This window comes from Streptomyces sp. NPDC058469, from assembly GCF_042721125.1.
Classification (GTDB): Bacteria; Actinomycetota; Actinomycetes; order Streptomycetales; family Streptomycetaceae; genus Streptomyces.
In genome coordinates, this window is the sequence record NZ_JBHXME010000010.1 from 69,699 (window position 1) to 92,116 (window position 22,418).

Here is a 22,418-nt window from a genome sequence, read left to right on the forward strand (position 1 = left end):
GCGCGCCGGGGCACGGGAACGATCGCTTCCTCTCCCCGCCTCGATCGACGGTTTACACCCTCCAGGGCGTGAAGCCGCCCCCTGCGCGCGGTTCCCGGCCCCGGGCAGGACTGTTTGGCTTGTACACCGACGACGCGCTCACCCCTGTTCACCTCCCGGGAGGGAATGTGTCCACTCCGGAAAGCGCCCACGGACCCGCCACCGACGAACCCGACCCCTCGACGCCCGGCAACGGACAACCCACCAGCCTCAGCACCCTGGCGGCACGTCAGCTCGCCACGACCACCAAGTCCGAACCGCAGATGCAGGCCATCACCTCGCGGTGGCTGCTGAAGATGCTGCCCTGGGTGGACGTGCGGGGCGGCGCCTACCGCGTCAACCGGCGGCTCCAGCTCCGCGTCGGCCGCGGCCGGGTGCAGTTCGAGCAGAACGGCGCCGACGACATCAAGGTCATCCCCGAGACACTCACCGAACTGCCCGTGTTGCGCGGGTACTCCGACACGGCGGTCCTGAAGGAGGTCGCGGGCCGGTTCCGGGTCCGTGAGGTGCGGGCCGGCCAGATCCTCTTCGAGGCCGGACAGCCCGTCACCGAGGCCTACTTGGTCGTGCACGGCCGCTTCACCCGCTACACCACCGGCAAGTACGACGAGGAGGAGATCCTCGGCGTCGTCACCGACGGCGACCAGATGGGGGACGAGGCGATCGGGCAGTCCGACCCCCTGTGGCTGAGTTCCGTGCGCGCCGAGACCGCGGGCGTCCTGCTCGTGCTGCCCTGGGACGTCGTGGACGAATTCACCGACCGCGTACCGTCGTTGGCCGCGCATCTGGAGGCGTACGCCGAGCAGCAGCGGCTGCCGATGAACCGCAAGGGCGAGGCCGACGTCCCGGTGCAGGCCGGTCATGTGGGTGAGCCGACGCTGCCCGGCGGCTTCGTCGACTACGAACTCGCCCCGCGCGAGTACGAGTTGTCTCTCACCCAGACCGTGCTGCGGGTGCACACCCGGGTCGCCGACCTCTACAACGACCCGATGGACCAGACCCAGCAGCAACTCCGCCTCACCATCGAGGAGATCCGCGAGCGGCAGGAGTGGGAGCTGGTCAACAACCGGGAGTTCGGGCTGCTGCACAGCATCGACTACACCCAGCGTATCAGCACGTTCACCGGTCCGCCGACCCCGGACGACCTCGACGAACTGCTCGCCATGCGACGCAAGACGCGGCTCTTCCTCGCCCATCCGAAGGCCATCGCGGCCTTCTTCCGGCAGTGCAACCGGCGCGGTCTGGTGCCCGGCACGGTGAATGTCGAAGGGCACGAGATCCCCGCCTGGCGCGGTGTCCCGTTCTTCCCGTGCGGCAAGATCCCGATCACCCCGCAGCACACCAGCAGCATCATCGCGCTGCGCACCGGCGAGGCCGACCAGGGAGTCGTCGGGCTGTTCCAGACCGGTATCCCCGAGGAGTTCCAGCCCGGTCTGAACGTGCGCTTCATGGGCATCGACTCCGCCGCGATCATCCGCTACCTCGTCACCGCGTACTACTCGATGGCCATCCTGGTCCCCGACGCGGCGGGGATCCTCGAAAACGTCCAGATCGGCCGGACCGCCGAATGACGGCGTGGAGCACTCCATGACCACACCCACCACGACCTCCCTCCCGCTGCCGGGGCCGCCGAACCTGGCCCGTACCGTGCGGGCCAGGCGCACCGGGGCGATCCCCGGCCTCACGTACCGGCCCGCGGCCCCCGCCGACCCGGAGAAGGCCGCGGAGATCGACCGCAGGCTGGAGGCCTGGGCCCGCGGCCACGATCTGTTCCCGGCCGCGTGGGACGGGGACTTCGCCGGGTTCCGGTTCGGCCGGGCCGTGGTGCTCCAGCACCCTGGGGCGCTCGACCTCGAACGGCTCACCGCCGCGGGCGAGTTGCTGCTCGCCGAGAACATCGTCGACAACTGCTACTGCGAGGAGGACGAGGACAAGGGCGGCTCGCACCGCGGGCTGGGCGGACGGCTGATCTTCGGGCAGTCGGCGCTCGACCCGTTCCACTCCACCCCCGAACTGGAGGCGGAGTGGCGGCACGGAACGCAGGCCGACGGCCCGCTGCGTTCGTACCACTTCGCGCTGAAGGACTACGCCCTCCTCGCCACCCCCAGCCAGACCGACCGGTTCGTGCACGACATCGCCCGGCTCCACCTCGGCTATCTCGCCGAGGCCGCCTGGGCCGAGATCCGGTACAGGCCGCGCGTCTGGGAGTACCTGGTGATGCGGCAGTTCAACAACTTCCGCCCCTGTCTGTCGATCGTGGACGCGATCGACGGCTACGAACTGCCCGAGCAGGTCTACGCCCGCCCCGAGATCCAGCGGATCACGGCCCTCGCCGGCAACGCCACCACGATCATGAACGACCTCTACTCCTTCACCAAGGAGCTGTCCGACCCCGACCACCTCAACCTTCCGCAGGTCGTCGCAGCCAACGAGCGGTGCGGACTGAAGGCGGCCTATCTGAAGTCCGTCGAGATCCACAACCGGATCATGGACGCCTTCGAGGAGGAGTCCGCGGTGCTGTCCGCGGCCTCGCCCCTCGTCGAGCGCTACACCCAGAGCCTCGCCGCCTGGGTGGCCGGCAACCACGAGTGGCACGCGACCAACACCCACCGCTACCACCTGCCCAACTACTGGTAACACACCGGTCCCTGACGCCCTGTCAGACGTATCACGCTAGGAGTCACCGTTGACCACCGCCGACGCCGGCACCACAGCAGCACCGGTGCCGACCCAGTCCACGTACCAAAACCGTGTCGCGGACTACTGGAACGCCGAAGAGAACCCGGTCAACCTCGACCTCGGGCAGATCGACGACCTGTACCACCACCACTACGGAATCGGCGGGGCCGACGAGTCCGTGCTCGACGAACCCGACCCCGTCCGGCGCCGGGAGCGGCTCACCGCCGAACTGCACCGCCTGGAGCACGCACAGGCCGAACTCCTCGCCTCCCTGCTCGGTCAACTCACCCCCGCAGACCGGGTCTTCGACGCCGGCTGCGGGCGCGGCGGCGGCAGCGTGGTGGCGCATCTGCGCCACGGCTGCCGGGCCGACGGGGTCACGATCTCCGCCAAGCAGGCCGAGTTCGCCAACGCCCAGGCACGCAAGCGGGGCATCGACGGCAAGGTGCGCTACCACCACCGCAACATGCTCGACACCGGCTTCCCGACAGGCGAGTTCGCCGCGTCGTGGAACAACGAGTCCACGATGTATGTGGAGTTGGACCTGCTGTTCGCCGAGCACGCCCGGCTGCTGCGCCGCGGCGGACGCTATGTGGTGATCACCGGCTGCTACAACGACACCTACGGCCGGGCCTCGCGCGAGGTGTCCCTCATCAACGCCCACTACATCTGCGACATCCACCCCAGGTCGGAGTACTTCCGGGCGATGGCCCGCAACCGGCTGGTGCCGGTCCACGTCCAGGACCTGACCGAGGACACCATCCCCTACTGGGCGCTGCGCAAGCAGGCCGACCATCTGGTCACGGGGATCGAGGACACCTTTCTGACCGCCTACCGCAACGGCAGCTTCCAGTACCTGCTGATCGCGGCCGACCGGGTCTGACTCTCGCCGCCCGGCGATCCTGGAGGCCGCCTCCGGGAGGCCGGGCGCCGGATCCAGCACGTCCCGCGTGCCGTGTGCCCGCAACAAGCGCACGGTACGTGAGGCGCGCACCAAGGCAATGCCCGCCTCACGCTTGCGCTGACCGATCTGCCGGCGTTTCCGGAGAGCCCCGAGTAGTCGTGTCGGGCGTCTTCCTCCTGTCGCCCGGCTGTGCTTGCCTGAGGGGCCGTTTTCCGGTGCCCGGGGCGGGAGTTGCCGTATGCGGAAGCCGTGGATCGTGGGTGTGGTGCTGGCCGGAGTGCTGCTCGGCGCGTGCACGGACCCGGCGTCCGGGCCCGAGGCCGCACCGCCCACCCCCTCCGTGCCGGTCACGTCGGCCGCCACCACGCGGCAGCAGGCGCCGGTCTCGCCGAGCAGTGCTCCGGTGGTGAAGTCGGCGCCCCGTGTGCTGTATCTCGGGGACTCCCTCGCGATGGAGAGCCAGAACGTGCTCGGGCGGGCACTGCGCGGCGAGTTGGACGCGACGTACACGAGTGCCCCGTACTCGGGGACGACGCCGTGCGACTACCTGGAGGGCACCAAGGAGGGTTCGCTGGTCCCGGCCGGGGACAAGGCGGCCGTGCTGGTGCGTGCGCTGCACCCGGACTTCGTGGTGCTGCAGTTCTGGGGCAACGCGTGGGGCTACACGCCCTGCATGGACGGGATCACGTACGACGCCGACCGGGAGGCGTACTTCGACCGGTACGCGGCCGACATCAGGAAGCTCACCGCGCAGATCGCGACCGCCGGGGGCGCCCAACGGCCCACGATCGTCTGGGTGTTGCAGGGTCCCGACCCGATCACGCCCGAGCGCGTCCAGGCCGTGAACGCGCTCTACGAGTCGCAGGCCGGGTCCACGGGCGACATCGTCGCCGACGCCGGCCGGACCGTGAGCCGCACCGGAGCCCGCTACACCTGGACCCAGTACCTCCCCTGCACCGCCTACGAACGCGCCCACCCCGACTACTGCACCCAGCCGGCCAGCGGCCGCACGGCCCTGCACCTCGACAAGGACTACCTGCACTTCTGCCTGGCGCCGACGACATCGACGCCCAGGCCGTGCCCGGTGCCCTCCCCCGGCATCCTGCGGATCGCCCGGGAGATCACTCGGGTGATCGGCGCCCAAGTTCCGTCTCGATGAGGCGGTTGAGGTGACGGCGGGCGTCCTGGGTGCTCAACGGGGGTGCCTGGCGCAGCCGTTGCAGGGCGAGGCCGTCGGCGAGGGCGGCGAAGCGGACCGTGAAGCCGTCGAGGTCGTCGGCGCTGAACTCGCCGTCGGTGACGCCCCGTTGGGCCAGTGCGCGGATCTGCTGGTGCCAGGTCTCGTAGCGGTGGGCCTGTCCGCCGCTGAAGGCCTCGTCCGTGCCCTGTTCGCCCGCGTTCCAGTAGTCGAACCACATGCGCCAGTGCCGGTCGGTGTCCTCGGTGAACAGCGCGTCGACGAGCAGCCGCAGCGCCTCGGCCCCGCTCGTCGCCTGTTCGGCCGCCTCGCTCAACTCGGCGTAGTAGCGCTCGATGTGCAGGACCATCGCCTCGGAGAGGATCTCCTGCACACTGCCGAAGTGGTAGGTGACGGTGCCGACGGAGACCCCGGCCGCCGCCGCCACGTCCCGTACACCGACCGCCGCGTAACCCCGTTCCGCTATCAGCGGGACGGCCGCCTCGACGATGAGCCGTCGGCGCACCTCCGTGGGCTGGCGGGTACGGTCGGCGGCGGCGACGGCACGACGCGGGGACTTCGGGGCCGCCGGGGACTTCTCGACCTGCCGAGGCTTGGCGGCCTGTGAGGGCTTGGCGGCCGTCATCCCGACGTCCTCGGGGTGGTGCGGTGCCATGCTCGCTTGGCCACTGTCTCTCCGTTCGCCCGCGCTTCGACGCGACTGTCCATGACGAAGTCCGCGGCCGTGGCGCGCAGCTCCGTCCGCGCCATGATCTCAGCGTCCCACTCGTCCCCGCGCCGCAACCGGATCCGCCACTCGGACACGGCCCGCGCGGACAGCGGGTCATCACCGCGGATGCGGTACGTCTCCCGCGCGCTCTCCTCGAAGCGCAGCCCGTCCGGATACGTCCGTGATCCCCCGTAGTTGGGATCGACCTCCAGCGTCCACTCGCCCTTGGCGACATCGTGCGTGACGAGTCGCTCGGGGGTCGGCTCGGCGGGCTGGTCGTAGGTCACGTCGAGCGGTGTGGCCTGCTCGGGCTCCTCGAAGCGGATCGGCGGCTCAACTCCGGCTTCCCGAACGGGCAGTTGTACGGCGCTCTCGGCCGGGACGACCCGCAGCTCGCCGCGCTCGCCGTGCGGCCAGACCCACGGCCAGTAGGTGTCGGAGACGGCGAGCCGGATGCGGTGGCCGGGCGGGACGGCGTAGCCGATGCCGGTCAGCTCGAACTCGACGTCCTCGTACGTCCCCGGTGTCCACTCGACGGCCCGGTCACGGCCGTGCCTGCTCAGCAGGTTGAGCACGCCACGGGTGACGAGCGTGGACGAGCCGTCCGGGGCCACGTCGCACAGGCGGGCGATGACATGGGCGCGCGGGGTGGTGCTGTCGAGGCGGAGCCGGACGCGCGGGCGGCCGAGGATCTCGACGCGTTCGGTGAGCGGTTCGGAGTCGAAGCAGACCGAACGGCCGTCCTCCTCGCGCTGGTCCGGCGGCAGGTCGCTCGCGTTGCCGAAGGGGAAGAAGCGGCCGGCGTCGAGGCCGGTGTGCTGTGGGGAGCGCACGACGACCGGGACGGTTCCGGTGCCCAGCGGGCGCTCGTCCCAACCGACCTTCGGGGACGGCCAGTTGGTGTCCCCCACCCAACGGCCCGGCAGCACGTCGTACGACGTCGCCGGCGGGACCGGGTCGGTGATCCAGGCCCGCAGCAGCGGCTCCCCCATGACTCCCGTGTCGATGCCCTTGAGGTGCTGGTCCCACCAGCGCAGGGTCTCCTGGAGGAAGCCGATCGCCGGGCCGGGCGGCAGTCCCCGGTCGGGGTACTGGTGTGACCAGGGACCGATGATCCCCCGGACGCGATCGCCGGGCAGGTTCTCGACGAGCCTCAACACCGCGTCCCGGTACGGGTCGTTCCAGCCACCGACCGCGAGGACGGCCGCGTCGATCGCGGTGTAGTCCTCGCAGACGCTGCCGTGCTTCCAATAGGCGTCGCGCTGTTGGTGTTCGAGCCAGGTGTGGAGGAAGGGTTCTAGGGCGTCGAGGCGTTCGCGCCACATCGGCAGCCAGCGGTCCGTGCCGACGTTCGTGGGGTCCGGCGGACGGGACGCGAAGGCGAGCATGGTGCCGGCCCAGGCGAGCATGTCGATGCCCAGGACGGCGCCGCCCGTGTAGTGGACGTCGTTGTCGTACCGGTCGTCGGTCGAGCAGACGGTGACGATCGCCTTGAGGGGTTCGGGGGCGAGGGCGGCGATCTGGAGGGAGTTGAAGCCGCCCCAGGAGATGCCGAACATGCCGACCTTGCCCGTGCACCAGGGCTGTGCGGCAAGCCAGTTGACGACATCGACGCCGTCGGCGAGTTCCTGCGCGTCGTACTCGTCGCCGGGCAGGCCCTCGCTGTCGCCGTGGCCCCGGATGTCGACGCGGACGGAGGCGTAACCGTGTCCGGCGTACCAGGGGTGGCGCTGGGCGTCGCGGGGCGCGGTCCAGTCGCTCTTGCGGTACGGGAGGTATTCGAGCAGTGCGGGTACGGGGTCCGACTCGGCGTCGACCGGCCGCCAGATACGGGCGTGCAACCGGGTCCTTCCGTCCCGGGTGGGGATCCAGACGTCCTCACGGACCACCTGGCGGTCGAACTGGTCTCGGTACTTCACAGAATTCCTTCCGCCACGGGGGCGTTGAGGGGGCGCCAGCGTCGGACGCGGTGGCCGTCGTCACCTTGGTCGGTCCAGATGTCGTCCCCGTCCGCCGCGTCGGCCCAGTCGGCGGTGTCGTCGACGTAGGGCTGTGCGTCGGGGTCGGGTTCGAGGGCGGCGGCCATGAGCTGGCGGGTGTAGGGGTGTTGGGGGTCGGCGAAGACCGTCTCCGTCGGGCCCTCCTCCACGACAACTCCGTGGCGCAGTACGACGACCCGGTCCGCGATGCCCCGTACGACGGCCAGGTCGTGACTGATGAACAGGCAGGCCAGATCACGCTCGCGCCGCAGGTCGTCGAGGAGCCGCAGCACGTCGGCCTGCACCGACACATCGAGGGCGGTGGTGATCTCGTCGGCGATGAGGACGTCCGGCTCGCCCGCCAACGCCCGGGCGATTCCTATGCGTTGACGCTGGCCGCCGGAGAGTTGCGCGGGCAGGCGGTCGGCGAGGGACGGGTCGAGGCGTACGTCGGCGATGAGTTGGCGGGCCCGCTCGGTCGCCTCCGTACGGTCGGTCACCGTGCCGAAGAAGCGCAGGGGGTGGCGGACCGCGTCGCCCACGGAGCGGCGGGGGTTGAGCGAGGTGTCGGCGTTCTGGAAGACGAGCTGGACCCGGCGGCGCAGGGACAGCGGCCGTTGCTGCGCGGGGCGGGCCAGGTCGCCGTCCGCGTGGTTCATCGTGCCGCCGGACGGGGTGCGCAGCCCGGCCAGGGTCCAGGCAAGGGTGGACTTGCCGCTGCCCGACTCGCCGACGAGGGCGAGGACTTCGCCGCGCCGGACGTCGAAGGAGACGCCGTGCACGGCGCGGGTGCTGCCGTAGTCGATGGTGAGGTTCTGCGCGGACACGGCCACGGGGGCGTCGGCGGGCACCTCGGCCCTGGGCCTGACCTCGCGCTCCCCCGCCTCTCCGACGACGGCGAGCCCGGTGTCGTCGAGGCGCGGCACGCTCGCCAACAGGCGGCGGGTGTACGGGTCCTGGGGCTGGGCGAACAGCTGCCTGGTGGGCGCCGACTCCACAACCCCGCCCGACCGCAGGACGGTCACCTCGTCTGCCATGTGGGCGACGACGCCGAGGTCGTGGCTCACCAGCACTGCGGCGAGGCCGAGTTCGTCGCGCAGGGCGGCGATCAGGTCGAGGACACTGCGCTGGGTGAGGACGTCCAGGCCTGTCGTCGGCTCGTCGAGGACCAGGACCTTGGGGCGGGCCGCGATGGCCATGGCGATGGCGACGCGCTGCTGCTGGCCGCCGGAGAGTTCGTGCGGGTAGCGGCGGGCGAGTTCGGCGGGGTGCGGCAGCCGGACCTGTTCGAGGAGTTCCACGACGGGGACGTCACCGCCCGCCTCGGCGATCTGCCGTCCGATGCGCATGGAGGGGGTGAGGGCGTGGCCGGCGTTCTGGCCGACCATGGCGACCGTTCCGCCGCGCAGGCGCCTCAACTCCCGTGCGGGCAGGGCGAAGACGTCGGCGCCGGACACCTGGACCGAGCCCCCGGTGATCCGCGAGCCGTGTCGCAGGTGACCGAGGAGGGTCGCGGCGATGGTGGACTTGCCGCTGCCGGACTCACCGACGAGCGCGTGGGTCTGCCCCTCGGCGACGTCCAGCGACACCTCGTGCACGACGGGTACGTCCTGGCCGCCCGAACGGTAGGCCACGGACAGGGAGTTGACGGACACGATCGAGGCCATCAGGAGCCCTCCCTGATCCGGTCGACGCCCCACGCCTTGGACAGGCCGTCGGCCGCGAGGTTGAGCCCGACCACAAGGGTGGCCAGGGCGATGATGGGGGCGAGGCTGGCCATCGGGACGACGGTGATGGCGGTGCGGTTCTCGGCAACCATCAGGCCCCAGTCGGGAGTTGGCGGGTCGGCGCCGAAGCCGAGGAAGGACAGCGAGGAGATCAGCAGCACGACCCAGGAGGCCCGCATCGCGAACTCCACGCACACCACGTCCATGATGTTGGGCAGGATCTCCCGGCGCAGGATCGACCAGGTGCTCTCCCCGCGGGCGCGGGCGGCGGTCACGTAGTCGGCGGGGACGACCGCGAGGGCGGCGCCGCGGACGACGCGGACGACCTGCGGGACGAAGACGATCGCGACGGCGAGGACGATGACCGCCGGGCCGGTGCCCAGCGCCGTCACGACCACGAGCAGCGCCAGGATCGACGGTACGGACAGCACCGCGTCCAGCACCCGCCCCAGTACGTCGTCGAACCAGCCGCCGCGCAGTGCGGCCGCGCAACCGATCACCGTGCCGAGTGCGACGGTCAGGACGGTGCCTGCGACGGAGACTCCGAGCGCGTACCGGCCGCCGTAGAGGACGCGGGCGAGGACATCGCGGCCGTACTGGTCGGTGCCGGCCCAGTGGCTCCAACTCGACCCGAGGAGCGCGTGGTTGGCGTCGTTGGCGATGGGGTCGTAGGAGGTGAGGAGGGGGGCGAGCAGGGCGATCAGGACGTGTACGGCGACGATCGTGAGGCCGATGAGCGCGGTGCGGGAGCTGCTCAGGGTGCGCCAGGCGCGGACGGTGCGGGCGCCTCGTACGGTCGTCGGCGGGACGGTGTCGAGCGTGGTCATCGGGTCCTCCCTCGGGTGCGGAGCCTGGGGTTCAGTGCCATGGTGGCCAGGTCGGCCGCGAGGTTGCAGACGACGTAGACGACCGCGCTGATCAGGGCGATGGCCTGGATCGTGGGCAGGTCGCGGTTCTGCACCGAGGAGAGCATCAGCTTGCCGATGCCCGGGTAGTTGAAGACGTTCTCGACCACCGCGACCCCGCCGACCAGCCACGCGACGTTGAGCGCGATGACGTGCAGCGTGGGCAAAAGGGCGCTCGGCAGGGCGTGTCGGGTGACGACCCGCCAGGTGGACAGGCCCTTGAGGCGGGCGGTGGTGACGTACTCGGTGGCCATCACGTCGATGACCGAGGTGCGGGCCATGCGGACGATGTACGCGGCCATCACCACGGCGAGGGCGAGGGCGGGAAGCCATACGGCGGGCAGGAGTTGGGAGACGGTGGCGTCGGGGCCGTAGAGGACGACCGCCGGGAACCACGGGAGTGCGACCGAGAAGCACAGGACGAGCACGGTGGCCACGACGAACTCGGGGACGCTCATACCGACGAGGCTGACGGTGGAGATGAGGTGGTCGGGCCAGCGGTCGCGGTACAGGCCCGCGAGGATGCCGAGGACGATCGATCCGGTGACCGCGAAGAGGACCGTGACGACGGCGATCAGGGCGGAGTTGCCGAGATACATGGACACTTCGCCGCCGACGGCCTTGCCGGAGACGAGGGAGGTGCCGAAGTCACCGTGGAGCGCGCCCCACACCCAGTTCCAGTACCGCTCCCAGGCGGGCTGATCGAGCTTGAGCTGGGTGCGCAGGGCGGCCACGGCGTCCGGCGTCGCGTCCTTGCCGAGGATCTGGGTGGCGACGTCGCCGGGCAGGGCCTGGACGGCGAGGAAGACGAGGATGGAGGAGAGGAAGAGGGTGCCAACGGCCGCCGCGATACGGCGGGTTATGAAGGAGAGCATGGTCAGGCTCCCTTCAGGCCGATGGTGAGGTAGTCGAACTCGAAGCCGTGCTCGGCGTATCCGCGCACCTTGCGGGAGATGCCGACGAGCCGGTCGGCGAACATCGGGGTCATCGCCCCGCCTCTCTCGATCACCAACGTCTGCGCCTCGCCGTAGAGTTCGCGACGTTTGGTCTCGTCGATCTCGGCCCGGGCCCGGTCGAGCACCGCGTCGAAGGTCTTGTCGGACCAGGCGGTCTCGTTGTAGGAGGAGCCACTGCGGAAGATCTGGGTGAAGAGCTGGTCGACGGGCCGGCCCGTGAACCAGTAGGTGGCCATCAGCGGCTTCTTCATCCAGATCTGTGTGTAATACGAGTCCGCGGAGGCCGTCTTGACCTTGATCCGGATACCGGCGCGCTTCGCGGAGTCCTGGTAGGCGAGCGCCATCGGCGTGAACAGCGGGTCGTAGGAGGAGGTGTAGAGGTCCATCGCCAGGCCCTCGTGGCCCGCCTGTTTCAGCAGGTACTTCGCCTTCTCCGGGTCGTGCTTCGGGTGGGCGGAGATGTACGCGGGGTCGCTCGGCGGTACGGGGTTGTCCCAGCCGGCGGTGCCCGCGCCCTGAAGGGCGACCTTCACCACGTGCTCGGGGTCGTAGGCGAGCTTCATCGCCTGGCGGACGCGGACGTCGGTGAAGGGCTTCTCGGTGGTGAGCATCGGGAGGACGTACCACTGGGCGTTCTTCACACGGGCGATGGTGGCGCGGTCCGAGGCGGCGACCACCCGGGCGGTCGCGAAGTCGAGGTTGGTCTGTGAGAGCAGGTCAACCTGCCCTGCCAGCAAGGCGTTTGAACGGGCCGACATGTCGGCAACCGAGTAGAAGGCGATCGCGTCGAGGACGGGGCGGCCCGCGAAGTGGTCCTTGTACGCGGTGACGCGGCCGGGACCTGCGGGCGCGAACGACTCCAGCTTGAAGGGGCCGGTGCCGATACCGGTACGGCCGATCGACTTCGCGCTGCCGTCCGGGATGACATAGCAGTTGTAGTGCGTCAGCAGGCTCGGGAACTCGGCGTTCGGGCTCTTCAGCGGTACGACGAGGGTGTGGGCGTCGGGCGTGCCCAGCTTGTCCGGGTCGATGAGCGGGGCGAGGACCGCGGCCTGCGGGGACGCCGTCGTCTTGTCGAGGATGTGGCGCAGGGTGTAGGCGGCGTCGGCGGAGGTGAAGGCGCGGCCGTTGTGGAAGGCGACGCCCTTGCGGAGGCGGAAGGTCCAGGTGCGGGCCTTGGCGTCGGTCTCCCAGGACTCGGCGAGGTCGGGGGCGAGCTCGCCGTTCGCGGCGACGCGGACGAGCCGGTTGTAGAGGGCGCCCAGGTACTCGTACGCGGACAGGGAGCTCGCCGGGTCGAGGGTCTCGGCGTCGGAGGCGGGCGGCCGGGCGATGCGGAGGGTGCCGCCGCGGTCGGGGGCGCCCTTCTCGGCGGCGGCCGGCAGGACGGGGGCGGCCTCCGCCCCGCTGCAGCCGGTCAGCAGCCAGGACCCGCCGAGCGCGGCGGCCTAGGCGACGCCCGCGGCGAGCACCGACCGGCGGCCCGGGTGATGGATGTCGGACATGTACCGACCGTCCTTGTCGCTATTCGTTCAGCCGAACGATTGAGTGAAGTTGGTGAACGATAACGAGGGGATGGTTTCCCGCCAACCCTTTGGGCCCGGAAATTAACGTCCGAAACGCAGTGGTTACGCGGAGGGGTCGCGCCGGGGTCGCGGGACGGGCCGTGCGGTCACTCCGAGGACGGTCGCTCAGCCGGTGATCTCGCGGGCCCAGGGCAGCAGCGCCCGCTCCGCGAGGACGACGGCATAGAAGAGCAGCACGCTCATGGCGCTGAGCAGGGCCATCGCCGCGAAGGCGAGGGGTGTGTCGGCGTTGCCGCCGGAGGCCACGATGACGTAGCCGAGGCCTTGGTCGCCGCCCGCGAACTCGCCGACGACCGCGCCGACGACGGCCAGGGTGACGCCGAGGCGCAGGCCGATGAAGACCTGGGGCAGGGCCCAGGGGATGCGGAGTTTGCGGTAGGTCTGCCAGCGGGAGGCGGTGAGCGAGTGGGCCAGCTCGGTCAGCTCCAGCGGGACCGAGGTCAGCCCGGCCATGGTCGACACCACGACGGGGAACCAGGCGAGCAGCGCCACCATGAACACCTTGGGGGCCGTCCCGAAGCCGAGCCAGACCACGAGGAGCGGTGCCACCGCGATCTTGGGTACGGCGTTGACGGCGACCAGGAGCGGCATGACCGCGCGTTCCACGCCGCGGGACGCGGTGAGCAGGACGGCGGTCGCGAGTCCCGCGCCCACGGCCAGGCCGAAGCCGACGGCCGTCTCGGTGAACGTCTGCCAGGTCTGCCGGAGCAGATAGCCGGGCAGGCGGTCGAAGGCGTCGACGACGTCGGGCGGTGCGGGCAGCAGGAACGGCCGGATGCCGAAGGCGACGGTCACCAGCCACCACCCGGCCAGGGCGCACATCGCCGCCAGGACCGGCGATCCCGCCGACAGGGCGCGTCTCATTCCGGGGGCCTGCGGCCGATGGTCGAGTAGGTGAAGTGGCCGCGCACCAGCAGCCGGGGATCGGCGACCAGCCGGTCCAGCTCGGCCAGTTGGGCCTTGGTCATGCCGGCCGCCAGGAAGTCCTCCCGCGCCTGCGCGATGTTCGCGCCGATCAGCAGCGCGCCCGCGGTGCCGCCCGGCCAGGACCGGGAGTGGATCACGGTGTCCACGTCGGTCAGGCCCGCCTCCAGCATGGCGGCGGGCACCCGCCCCGCCCAGGTGGGGTCGTTGCCGTGGGCGGGCAGGACATGTTCGACGAGCAACTCGTGGTAGCGGTCGACCAGTTCGGCGGCCTGCGGGGTGGGGGCCGCCAGCACCAGCTTGCGGAAGGTCGTCTCGAAGTCCTCCACCACCAGCGCGCCACCGGGTGCCAGCGCTGCCGCGAGCCTCCGGAGAACCGCTTCCCGTCCGGGCAGGTGCAGGAGCACCAGCCGGGCGTGGATCACATCCCACGGGCCGTCCGGCACCGGTTCGTTCTCCAGGTCGTGCACGAGCACGTCGTACGGCGGACTCGGCGGCAGATGGCGGGTGTTGACGTCGGTGGCCAGCACCCGCCCCGTCGGTCCCGTCGCGCGGGCGAGCCAGTGGGCGATGCTGCCGCCTCCGGCGCCGGTCTCCAGACAGCGCAGGCCGGTCAGGTCACCGAGGGACGACAGCCGCGAGATCGTGAACTCGTCGAGGATCGCGGGCAGTTGGCCGTGCCGGTCGGCGGCTTCGGGGTGGTCGTTGTCGAAGACATACGGGAGCGGGGTCTCCAAGTCCGTCAACTCCCCTTCATGGCCGCGAAGTCGACGATGTCCTGCGGGGTCATCCCGGGCTGGATGACCCCGGCGTTCTGCAGACTGGTGAGGGCCCGCCGCATCCGCGCCTCGGTGATCAGGCCGATGGACGACTCGCCCTCGGCCGTCACGGACGGTGTCATCAGCTTGATCTCCGCGGTCGCGGCCGTGGCGTCGGTCTCCGGGTGCTTGGCGTGCAGCAACGTCCCGGCCTCGTCGGGGTGTTGGATCGTGTACTTCAGCCCCTTGAGCAGGGCGGTGCGGAAGCGCTTGACCAGGTCCGGCTTCTTCGCGGCGAGAGAGGTCGTGGTGACGGTCGCGTTGCCGTACAGGTCGGGCAGATAGGTGCTGTAGGGAAACACCACGACATGCTTCGACCTGGCCTGCACGGTGGCCTTCTCGATGGTGGGCCGGCCGATCAGGAACGTGCTGAGCGCGTCGGCCTTTCCGCTCGCGAGGGCCGGGCCCAACTGGACGGGCTGGACCGCGATCCAGTGGATTCCGGCGGTGTCGACACCCGCGAGTCTGGCGTAGCCGGGGAAGAGCAGCTGGTTCACGGAGTTGGCGGCGGCCGCGATCCGCTTGCCCTGGAGATCTTTCGGGGTGCTGATGCCCGACCCCTGCATCGCCATGATGGAGACGAGGGTCCGCTGATGGATGGCGAGCACGGCACGGAAGTCGCGATAGGCCGTGGAGTTCTTGGCGCCCGCGGAAATCGTCGCGCCCGTCAGGTCCAGGCTCGCGAACTGGGTTTTCCCGGAGGCGAGAGCCTTCAGGTTCTCGCCGGTGGCCTTTCCGAGTTCGATCTGTACGTCGATTCCCGCCTGCCGGAAATAGCCCTTCTGCTCGGCCACCCAGGCGAACGCGTCCCGTCCCGCCGCGCCGAAGGCGGTGACGTACGTGACGTGATCCTTGGCCGAACTCCCGCTCTTCGACGCCGAGTTGGAGTCACAGGCAGCGGCGGCCAGTAACGTGACCGCCGTACAGAACACTGTCGCTGTGCGGTATGAGCGGATCATGCGACCTCCCCGGAGGGGAATCGGTGGGGGACGACGGCAACGGGCCGAGCCGTGGAGCCGGGATCGCGATCCGGCAAATCGTACGCGCGACTGCCGCAATCCAGCAGAGCGATTTTCGGTACTCCGCGCACGGCGGCCGACGGGAGTCGACGCGTGATCCAACTACGGGGTGTGTCCAAGGAGTTCGCGCATCGGCGAGGTTCCGTCGAAGCGCTTCACGGCATCGATCTGGAGGCGGCCGACGGCGAGTTCGTGGCGGTCGTCGGGCGGTCCGGTTGCGGGAAGTCGACGTTGCTGCGGCTGATCGCCGGGCTGGTGCCGCCGACGCGGGGCGAGGTTCTGATGGGCGGCCGTGCCGTCACCGGGCCGCGCCGCGACTGCGCCGTCCTCTTCCAGCGGCCGGCGCTGCTGCCGTGGCGGTCGGTGCTGGACAACGTGCTGCTGCCTGCGGAGATTTCGGGCGAGCGGCGCGATGGCTCGCGCGAACTGGCGCTGGGACTGATCGAGACGATGGGCCTCGACGGCTTCCAGCGCCGCCTGCCGCACGAGCTGTCCGGCGGGATGCAGCAGCGGGTCGCGCTGTGCCGGTCGCTCATGCAGCGACCCCGGGTGCTGCTGATGGACGAGCCGTTCTCCGCGCTCGACGCGCTCACCCGGGACGAGCTGTGCGCCGAGTTGCAGCGGACCCACCGCGAGCATCCGTCCACCGTCGTCCTCGTCACCCACTCCGTGGACGAGGCGGTCCTGCTCGCCGATCGGGTGGTCGTCCTCACCCCCCGGCCCGGCCGGATCCGTACGGTCCTCGACATCACCCTGCCCCGGCCGCGCACCCGCGCCGAGGTCGGCCAGGCGGAGCAACTGGCCCGGCGGGCAGCCGAGTTGCATGCACTGCTGCTGGACAGTGAGAGCCGGCCGTAAGCGAGAGCCGACCGCATCGGGCCACGACCACGACGGCACGCACTCCACCAAATGCATACCGAGGGGTATCCGATACCGATCGGTATCCGTTATTGTTGGCGGCATGCCCCGAGGAACGACCAAGAGACGCCCCGCGACGATCGCGGCCCTGCTGGACGCGGCGTGGGAGCTGTTCGCCGAGCAGGGCTTCGCCGCCACTTCCATCCCGGACATCTGCGCACGCGCGGAGCTGACGAAGGGAGCGTTCTACTCGAACTTCGCCGACAAGGACGCGCTGTTCCTCGCACTGTTCGACCGCCAGTGGCGCACCCGCGCCGACCGGGTGCGCCATGCCCTGCCGACCGGCCGGGAGCTGTCCCGGATCCTCGACGGGGAGGCCGATCTGCCGCTCGCGGCGATGGAGCCGGACCGCAGGTGGGTGCTGGTGTCGATGGAGTTCACCCTGCACGCCATCCGCACCCCGCCCGTGGCCGTCCTGCTGGCCGAGCACGAAGCGCGCGGACGGGCCGAACTGACGGCCGCGCTGACCGCCGCGCTCGACGCGTCGGGACACACCCCGGCCATTCCCGCCCACGAGCTGGTACGGCTGCTGGTGGCGCTGGCGGAGGGCTGCGACATCCAGGCGCTGACGGAACAGGCAGCCACCGGTGTGGCCCCGGCGGACCTGACCGCGAAGGCCCTGACCACCGTGGTGCGGCATCTGTCCACGCCGCACGCCGAGTCGGCGGAATCAAGCCGCCGCGCCACCCCGTCACCCGCCGCCGAGCCCACCGATCCGACCGAGGAAGTCCGCCCGTGACGGCTCCACACCGGCCTCCCAAGGGTCGTACCGACTCCATCGCCGATGCGTTCGACCCCGTAGAAGCTCTCGACCGCCTGCTCGCCGACACCGGCCTGAAAGCAGCCGATACCGGCGGTACGGTCACCTTCGCCGGACGGGACCCCATCGTCCCCGGCAGACACCGCCTGGGCGCCTGCATCGGCATACCGGTCATGGCGGGCGCCGTAGCCGCGGTAGCCCTCCACCGGCACCGCGGCGGTCCCGCCCAGGACCTGCACCTCGATCTGCGACAGGCCGTCCACGGCATCACGCCGCACGCCTTCTGGCACCCCACGCTCGGTGGCGAACTCCCGCCCCACCCCATCGTCGCCGACAACCCCTTCCTGCTCGACGCCTACCGGACCCGCGACGGGCGCACGGCGCTGGCCTCCGGCGTGTATCCGCATCTGGCCGCCAAGTGGTGCCGTTTCCTGGACGTCCCCCCGGACCGCGACAAGGTCGCGGCGGCCATCGCCACCTGGGACGCGTTCGCACTCGAAGAGGCCGCGAACCGGGCCGGGTTGCCCCTGTGCATCGCCCGCACCCCTGATGAGTGGCGCGCGCATCCGCAGGGCGCGCTGTTGGCCGAGCAGCCGGTGATCGGCCTGCGGCGCGTCGGTGATGCCCCGCCCCGGCCCTTCGCCCCCGCCGACCGCCCGCTCGACGGCGTGCGCGTGCTGTCGTTCACCCATGCCATCGCGGGCCCGACCGTAGGACGCACCCTCGCCGAGCAGGGCGCCGACGTGCTGTGCGCGACCCGGCCCAACGACTACGAACACGACTTCATCTACGCCGAGGCCAACGTCGGCTCCCGCAGCGCCTACCTCGACCTCACCACGGAGGCCGGACAACAGCGGGCGCATCAACTCCTCGCGGAGACCGACGTGGTGGTGAACAACCACCGCGGCGACAGACTCGAAGCCCTCGGCCTCGACCCCGCCGCCCTGGCCCGGCAGTACCCGGGCATCGTCTGCGTCTCCGTCTCCTGCTACGGGTCCACCGGCCCCTGGGCCGAGCGCGGCGGCTTCGACATGAACGGCTCGGCGGCCTCCGGACTCATGACCCTCGAAGGCACCCCCGAAGCTCCCCGTCTCCCGGTCACCGGCATGATCAACGACTTCATCACCGGATACATGGGAGCAGTCGGCGCCACGGCCGCCCTGCTCAAGCGCGCCACCGAGGGCGGCTCCTGGCACGTCACGGTCAACCTCACGAGGACCGCGATGTGGTACCAGGACCTCGGCCTCGTCGACCCGGCAGCGGCCGGCAGCGACGAAGAACACTCACTGCGCGAACCGGTCGCCTACGACACGCCCAGCCCCCTCGGCGACGTCCACATGCTCGCGCCGCCCGTCCGGTTCTCCCGGACTCCGGCCGCCTGGCCGACGCCGATCCTGGTGCCCCGGGGATCGAGCAGGCCCCAATGGCTTCCATGAGCCGGAGCCTGCTCCCGCGATCGCTCGTCCACCGCTGATCTCTCCGGTCCGGCCGTCACTCCCCCGCGAAGGCCTTCTCCAGTGCGGCGAGGTCGAACTTGCTCATCGCCATGAAGGACTCCGTCGCGCGGGCCGCCTTCGCGGGGTCCGGGTCGGTGATCATCTCGATGAGCCGGGTGGGGACGACCTGCCAGGACAGGCCGAACTTGTCCTTGAGCCAGCCGCAGGGGCCGGGCTCGCCGCCGCCGTCGAGGAGCTTGGTCCAGTAGTAGTCGATGTCCTCCTGGTTCTCGCACGGGATCTGGAAGGAGACCGCCTCGCTGAACTTGAACTCCGGGCCGCCGTTCAGCCCGACGAACTTCTGGCCGAAGGCCGTGAACTCCACGGTGAGCACCGATCCCGCCGGCTGCGGGGCACCCTCGCCGTAGCGGCTGACGCGCCCGATGCTGGAGTTCTTGAAGATCGACACGTAGTGGTGGGCGGCTTCCTCGGCCTGGCCGTCGAACCAGAGACACGTGGTGAATCCGTCGGTGGTCACTTCGGTGGTCATGAGCTCCTCCATGGGCTCCAGGTGCATCGAACACGGTCATCTGTATCGACCGGTGCCCGCCGCGAAACTCATCGGTCGGCGGCCGAATGGTTCAGGTGGCCGATCCCCGGCGTGGTACCGGACAGCCTTGGAGAAGGCCCGTGCGGTTGCGCGCCCCGGAAGGGGCGCGGGGCTGTATCGATATGCAGCTCCGCTGCTGGGCGCGACCAGCCCCCACCGGCCCGCAGGTTCATCCACCCGCCCCCAGCGGAGGGCTTACGCTCGGATTCCATGACGTCCGAGCAGCCAGACAGCGTCCACCCGTTCCGTATCGACATCCCGCAGGCCGACCTCGACGACCTGCACGCCCGCCTCGACCGCACCCGCTGGCCCGACGAGCTGCCCGGCACGGGCTGGGCGTACGGCGTACCGGCCGGGTATCTGCGGGAGCTGGTGCGGTACTGGCGGCACACGTACGACTGGCGTGCGGCCGAGGCGGAGCTGAACGCGTGGCCGCAGTTCACGACCACCATCGACGGGTCGAACGTCCACTTCGCGCACATCCGCTCCCCGGAACCGGACGCCACCCCGCTGATCCTCACCCACGGCTGGCCGGGTTCGATCGTCGAATTCGTCGACATCGTGGGCCTGTTGACCGATCCGGCGGCCCACGGCGGCGATCCGGCCGACGCCTTCCACGTGGTCGTGCCCAGCATCCCGGGCTTCGGGCTGTCCGGGCCGCCGGCCGACACCGGCTGGGAGGCGGGCCGTATCGCCGACGCCTGGGCCGAGTTGATGCGGCGCCTCGGCTACGACCGGTTCGGCGCGCAGGGTGGCGACTGGGGTTCGGCGATCTCCCGCGAGCTGGGCCGCGCCCACCCCGACCGCGTCATCGGCGTCCATCTCAACCTGTTGCCGGGTGCGCAGGCACTCACCGAGCCCACCGCCGAGGAACTGGCCGCGCTCACCCCCGAGGAACAGGCGGACGCCCTGGAGTCCTGGCGCCGCTGGACCGCCTGGTCGCGCGAGGGCACCGGATACGCCGTCCTGCACGCCACCCGCCCGCAGACCCTGGCGTACGGCCTCACGGACTCGCCGGTCGGCCAACTCGCCTGGATCGTCGAGAAGTTCAGGGAGTGGACCGACTCGGAGGAACTGCCCGAGGAGGCCGTCGACCGGGACCGGCTGCTCACCAACGTGATGCTGTACTGGCTGACGGGGACAGCCGGTTCGGCCGCCCGCATCTACTACGAGCGGGCCCACGCCACCGGCGCGCGGGCCGCCGCGCCCACCCTCGCGTCGACCGCCCCCACCGCACTCGCCGTCTTCCCGGCCGAGATCCAGGTCCCGCTCCGCCACAAGGCCGAGCGGACCGAGAACATCGTCCGCTGGACCAAGCTCGACCGGGGCGGCCACTTCGCCGCCATGGAGGAACCGGACCTGCTCGCCGAGGACGTACGGGCCTTCTTCCGGCAGCTGCGCGAGAAGGGCTGACGGCTGAGCCGAACCTGGGACGACCGGCTGCCGCTCTGCTCACCGCGAATCTGCTGAGGGCCTAGAAATCCCCAGGCCGGGGCATTGTCGGCCGACAGTGGAGACAGGTCACGACACTCTCGACACCTTCGACAAGGAGTGCCCATGTCTCCACTCACGGCCGGTTTCGCACCGGCCCTCATGCCCCGCGCCGAGGAGGGCGACACCCCGGCGTCCCGCTTCGACGACCACCTGGCCGCCCAACTGCTCGGGCAGCGGATCGTCTTCCTCGGCACGCAGGTCGACGAGGTCTCCGCGAACCGCGTCTGCGCCCAGTTGCTGCTCCTGTCCGCGGAGGACCCGCGCACGGACATCAGCCTGTACATCAACAGCCCGGGCGGCTCGGTGACGGCGGGCCTCGCCATCTACGACACGATGCAGCTGATCCCGAACGACGTCGCGACGCTGACGATGGGATTCGCCGCCAGCATGGGCCAGTTCCTGCTCAGCGTCGGTACCCACGGCAAGCGCTACGCGCTCCCCCACGCGCGGGTCATGATGCACCAGCCGTCGGCGGGCATCGGCGGCACCACGGCCGACATCGAGATCCAGGCGGAGAACCTGGACTTCACGAAGAAGACCATCGAGCGGCTGACCGCTCAGCACACGGGCCAGAGCGAGGAGACCATCTCCCGCGACGGCGACCGCGACCGCTGGTTCACGGCCGAACAGGCCAAGGAGTACGGCATGGTGGACCGGGTCGTCGCCTCTCTGGACGACGTGCGCCCGGCCGCCTCGAAGCGACGGATGGGGCTCTGACATGGGGACGTACACGATTCCGAACGTCGTCGAGCGGACCCCGAACGGCGAGCGTTCGTACGACGTGTTCAGCCGGCTGCTGTCCGAGCGGATCATCTTCCTCGGCACCGACATCGACGACGGCGTCGCCAACGTCGTCATCGCGCAACTCCTCCATCTGGAGTCGTCGTCCCCGGAGAGCGAGATCGCGATCTACATCAACTCGCCCGGCGGATCGTTCACCTCACTGATGGCGATCTACGACACGATGACGTACGTGCAGGCGCCGATCTCGACGTTCTGCGTCGGTCAGGCCGCCTCGACGGCGGCCGTGCTGCTGGCCGGCGGGGACCCCGGACGGCGGTTCGTCCTGGAGCACGCGCGCGTGCTGCTCGGCCAGCCGGCGAGCGGCGGGCAGCGCGGCATGGTCTCCGATCTCGCCCTCCAGGCGAAGGAGATGGTGCGGATCCGCGCCCAGGTCGAGGAGGTGCTGTCCCGGCACACCCATCACGACATCGCCACGCTGCGCGCCGACATGGACCGCGACAAGGTGTTCACCGCGCAGGAGGCCGTGGCGTACGGCCTGGCCGACGAGGTGGTCAGCCGACGCCTCGGCCCCAACTGAGCGGCGCCGTCAGGCGGCGACCAGGCTGAGCTGTCCGTTGTACGGCGAAGTGACCCTGCTCCGGCGCCTGTTGCTGTGCTGGGTGAGTTCGCTCTGGGCCAGCGACAGCAGGTCGCCGAGGTCGAGACCGAGGGCGTGGGCGGCGGCCGCGAGGACCTCCGAGGAGGCCTCCTTGCGGCCCCGCTCCACCTCCGAGAGATACGGCATGGAGATCCGGGCGGCGTCGGCCACATCCTTCAAGGTGCGTTCCTGAGCGAGGCGTTCCTGTCGTAGGACGTCACCGACCAGGTCGCGCCACAGGGGTTCCTTGGGGGCGGGAACCTGTGGCTCCGGCAGGTGAGGGGCCGGCTCGTGCGGGCGCAGCGGAATCACGCGGGCTTGGTTCGGCGCTTGGTTGCTCACCCCCTCAGACTAAAAGCCTTGGACGTGAGGGCAA

Annotated in this window: 21 protein-coding genes; 10 read left to right on the forward strand and 11 right to left on the reverse strand. The window is 70.5% G+C overall.

The window, feature by feature from the left end; translation table 11 throughout:
- The first annotated feature begins 167 nt into the window (after nucleotides 1-167).
- From ACFWP5_RS08300 to ACFWP5_RS08315, 4 genes are all read left to right on the forward strand, one after another.
- The gene (locus ACFWP5_RS08300) at nucleotides 168-1,610 is read left to right on the forward strand and encodes a family 2B encapsulin nanocompartment shell protein (RefSeq protein ID WP_384152150.1); all 1,443 of its coding nucleotides are present in this window, start codon (nucleotides 168-170) and stop codon (nucleotides 1,608-1,610) included.
- Nucleotides 1,611-1,626: 16 nt separating this feature from the next.
- Nucleotides 1,627-2,676, forward strand: coding sequence for a family 2 encapsulin nanocompartment cargo protein terpene cyclase (locus ACFWP5_RS08305; RefSeq protein ID WP_384152153.1), 1,050 nt, complete (start codon nucleotides 1,627-1,629; stop codon nucleotides 2,674-2,676).
- 49 nt (nucleotides 2,677-2,725) lie between these two features.
- Nucleotides 2,726-3,601: a geranyl diphosphate 2-C-methyltransferase gene (locus tag ACFWP5_RS08310; RefSeq protein WP_384152156.1), complete on the forward strand. Its 876-nt coding sequence runs from the start codon at nucleotides 2,726-2,728 to the stop codon at nucleotides 3,599-3,601.
- A 259-nt stretch (nucleotides 3,602-3,860) separates the two neighbouring features.
- Nucleotides 3,861-4,781: an SGNH/GDSL hydrolase family protein gene (locus tag ACFWP5_RS08315; protein WP_384152159.1), complete on the forward strand. Its 921-nt coding sequence runs from the start codon at nucleotides 3,861-3,863 to the stop codon at nucleotides 4,779-4,781.
- Here ACFWP5_RS08315 and ACFWP5_RS08320 read toward each other — a convergent pair.
- The 9 genes from ACFWP5_RS08320 to ACFWP5_RS08360 form a co-directional block, all read right to left on the reverse strand.
- Nucleotides 4,744-5,475, reverse strand: a complete 732-nt coding sequence (locus ACFWP5_RS08320; RefSeq protein WP_384152162.1) for a TetR/AcrR family transcriptional regulator — start codon at nucleotides 5,473-5,475, stop codon at nucleotides 4,744-4,746. The genes ACFWP5_RS08315 and ACFWP5_RS08320 overlap by 38 nt on opposite strands.
- Nucleotides 5,442-7,448: a CocE/NonD family hydrolase gene (locus tag ACFWP5_RS08325; RefSeq protein WP_384152165.1), complete on the reverse strand. Its 2,007-nt coding sequence runs from the start codon at nucleotides 7,446-7,448 to the stop codon at nucleotides 5,442-5,444. The genes ACFWP5_RS08320 and ACFWP5_RS08325 overlap by 34 nt, the downstream gene beginning before the upstream one ends.
- Entirely contained in the window at nucleotides 7,445-9,175 is a 1,731-nt protein-coding gene (locus ACFWP5_RS08330) for a dipeptide ABC transporter ATP-binding protein (protein WP_384152168.1), read from the reverse strand. The genes ACFWP5_RS08325 and ACFWP5_RS08330 overlap by 4 nt, the downstream gene beginning before the upstream one ends.
- Nucleotides 9,175-10,062: an ABC transporter permease gene (locus tag ACFWP5_RS08335; protein WP_384152171.1), complete on the reverse strand. Its 888-nt coding sequence runs from the start codon at nucleotides 10,060-10,062 to the stop codon at nucleotides 9,175-9,177. The genes ACFWP5_RS08330 and ACFWP5_RS08335 overlap by 1 nt, the downstream gene beginning before the upstream one ends.
- Nucleotides 10,059-11,015, reverse strand: a complete 957-nt coding sequence (locus ACFWP5_RS08340) for an ABC transporter permease (RefSeq protein ID WP_384152174.1) — start codon at nucleotides 11,013-11,015, stop codon at nucleotides 10,059-10,061. The genes ACFWP5_RS08335 and ACFWP5_RS08340 overlap by 4 nt, the downstream gene beginning before the upstream one ends.
- A 2-nt stretch (nucleotides 11,016-11,017) precedes the next feature.
- A complete protein-coding gene (locus tag ACFWP5_RS08345; protein ID WP_384152283.1) occupies nucleotides 11,018-12,520 on the reverse strand; it encodes an ABC transporter substrate-binding protein in 1,503 nt (500 codons plus the stop codon).
- Nucleotides 12,521-12,787: 267 nt separating this feature from the next.
- The gene (locus ACFWP5_RS08350; RefSeq protein ID WP_384152177.1) at nucleotides 12,788-13,546 is read right to left on the reverse strand and encodes an ABC transporter permease; all 759 of its coding nucleotides are present in this window, start codon (nucleotides 13,544-13,546) and stop codon (nucleotides 12,788-12,790) included.
- On the reverse strand, nucleotides 13,543-14,343 hold the full coding sequence (locus tag ACFWP5_RS08355; RefSeq protein WP_384152180.1) for a class I SAM-dependent methyltransferase: 801 nt from the start codon (nucleotides 14,341-14,343) through the stop codon (nucleotides 13,543-13,545). Before ACFWP5_RS08355 ends, ACFWP5_RS08350 begins: the two co-directional genes overlap by 4 nt.
- Nucleotides 14,344-14,348: 5 nt before the next feature.
- Nucleotides 14,349-15,383, reverse strand: coding sequence for an ABC transporter substrate-binding protein (locus ACFWP5_RS08360; protein ID WP_384152183.1), 1,035 nt, complete (start codon nucleotides 15,381-15,383; stop codon nucleotides 14,349-14,351).
- A 153-nt stretch (nucleotides 15,384-15,536) separates the two neighbouring features.
- Between ACFWP5_RS08360 and ACFWP5_RS08365 the strand changes: the two genes are divergently transcribed.
- The 3 genes from ACFWP5_RS08365 (at nucleotide 15,537) to ACFWP5_RS08375 (ending at nucleotide 18,557) form a co-directional block, all read left to right on the forward strand.
- The gene (locus tag ACFWP5_RS08365) at nucleotides 15,537-16,301 is read left to right on the forward strand and encodes an ABC transporter ATP-binding protein (RefSeq protein WP_384152186.1); all 765 of its coding nucleotides are present in this window, start codon (nucleotides 15,537-15,539) and stop codon (nucleotides 16,299-16,301) included.
- Nucleotides 16,302-16,404: 103 nt separating this feature from the next.
- Nucleotides 16,405-17,100 (forward strand): TetR/AcrR family transcriptional regulator, encoded by a 696-nt coding sequence (locus ACFWP5_RS08370; protein WP_384152189.1) that lies wholly within the window; start codon nucleotides 16,405-16,407, stop codon nucleotides 17,098-17,100.
- Complete coding sequence (locus ACFWP5_RS08375) at nucleotides 17,097-18,557, forward strand: CoA transferase (protein ID WP_384152192.1); 1,461 nt, start codon at nucleotides 17,097-17,099, stop codon at nucleotides 18,555-18,557. The genes ACFWP5_RS08370 and ACFWP5_RS08375 overlap by 4 nt, the downstream gene beginning before the upstream one ends.
- Before the next feature lie 55 nt (nucleotides 18,558-18,612).
- Here ACFWP5_RS08375 and ACFWP5_RS08380 read toward each other — a convergent pair whose 3' ends face one another.
- On the reverse strand, nucleotides 18,613-19,107 hold the full coding sequence (locus ACFWP5_RS08380) for a VOC family protein (protein WP_384152196.1): 495 nt from the start codon (nucleotides 19,105-19,107) through the stop codon (nucleotides 18,613-18,615).
- Nucleotides 19,108-19,377: 270 nt separating this feature from the next.
- On the opposite strand from ACFWP5_RS08380, the gene ACFWP5_RS08385 reads away from it, so the two are divergent.
- The 3 genes from ACFWP5_RS08385 (at nucleotide 19,378) to ACFWP5_RS08395 (ending at nucleotide 21,982) form a co-directional block, all read left to right on the forward strand.
- Nucleotides 19,378-20,580: an epoxide hydrolase family protein gene (locus tag ACFWP5_RS08385; protein ID WP_384152199.1), complete on the forward strand. Its 1,203-nt coding sequence runs from the start codon at nucleotides 19,378-19,380 to the stop codon at nucleotides 20,578-20,580.
- Nucleotides 20,581-20,724: 144 nt separating this feature from the next.
- Entirely contained in the window at nucleotides 20,725-21,378 is a 654-nt protein-coding gene (locus ACFWP5_RS08390) for an ATP-dependent Clp protease proteolytic subunit (RefSeq protein WP_384152202.1), read from the forward strand.
- Between the two features lies 1 nt (nucleotide 21,379).
- Nucleotides 21,380-21,982: a ClpP family protease gene (locus ACFWP5_RS08395; RefSeq protein WP_384152205.1), complete on the forward strand. Its 603-nt coding sequence runs from the start codon at nucleotides 21,380-21,382 to the stop codon at nucleotides 21,980-21,982.
- A gap of 9 nt (nucleotides 21,983-21,991) precedes the next feature.
- Here ACFWP5_RS08395 and ACFWP5_RS08400 read toward each other — a convergent pair whose 3' ends face one another.
- Nucleotides 21,992-22,384 carry a helix-turn-helix domain-containing protein gene (locus ACFWP5_RS08400; RefSeq protein WP_384152208.1) on the reverse strand — a complete coding sequence of 131 codons (393 nt, stop codon included), beginning with the start codon at nucleotides 22,382-22,384 and terminating at the stop codon, nucleotides 21,992-21,994.
- Nucleotides 22,385-22,418: the final 34 nt, after the last annotated feature.

What these genes read in the sequence shown, in the direction of transcription:
- ACFWP5_RS08380 (WP_384152196.1), bottom strand. Translation starts at nt 19,107, where the DNA reads ATGACCACCGAAGTGACCACCGACGGATTCACCACGTGTCTCTGGTTC.
- ACFWP5_RS08330 (WP_384152168.1), bottom strand. Translation starts at nt 9,175, where the DNA reads ATGGCCTCGATCGTGTCCGTCAACTCCCTGTCCGTGGCCTACCGTTCG.
- ACFWP5_RS08385 (WP_384152199.1), top strand. Translation starts at nt 19,378, where the DNA reads ATGACGTCCGAGCAGCCAGACAGCGTCCACCCGTTCCGTATCGACATC.
- ACFWP5_RS08305 (WP_384152153.1), top strand. Translation starts at nt 1,627, where the DNA reads ATGACCACACCCACCACGACCTCCCTCCCGCTGCCGGGGCCGCCGAAC.
- ACFWP5_RS08350 (WP_384152177.1), bottom strand. Translation starts at nt 13,546, where the DNA reads ATGAGACGCGCCCTGTCGGCGGGATCGCCGGTCCTGGCGGCGATGTGC.
- ACFWP5_RS08370 (WP_384152189.1), top strand. Translation starts at nt 16,405, where the DNA reads ATGCCCCGAGGAACGACCAAGAGACGCCCCGCGACGATCGCGGCCCTG.
- ACFWP5_RS08395 (WP_384152205.1), top strand. Translation starts at nt 21,380, where the DNA reads ATGGGGACGTACACGATTCCGAACGTCGTCGAGCGGACCCCGAACGGC.
- ACFWP5_RS08340 (WP_384152174.1), bottom strand. Translation starts at nt 11,015, where the DNA reads ATGCTCTCCTTCATAACCCGCCGTATCGCGGCGGCCGTTGGCACCCTC.
- ACFWP5_RS08320 (WP_384152162.1), bottom strand. Translation starts at nt 5,475, where the DNA reads ATGGCACCGCACCACCCCGAGGACGTCGGGATGACGGCCGCCAAGCCC.
- ACFWP5_RS08390 (WP_384152202.1), top strand. Translation starts at nt 20,725, where the DNA reads ATGTCTCCACTCACGGCCGGTTTCGCACCGGCCCTCATGCCCCGCGCC.
- ACFWP5_RS08315 (WP_384152159.1), top strand. Translation starts at nt 3,861, where the DNA reads ATGCGGAAGCCGTGGATCGTGGGTGTGGTGCTGGCCGGAGTGCTGCTC.
- ACFWP5_RS08360 (WP_384152183.1), bottom strand. Translation starts at nt 15,383, where the DNA reads ATGATCCGCTCATACCGCACAGCGACAGTGTTCTGTACGGCGGTCACG.
- ACFWP5_RS08335 (WP_384152171.1), bottom strand. Translation starts at nt 10,062, where the DNA reads ATGACCACGCTCGACACCGTCCCGCCGACGACCGTACGAGGCGCCCGC.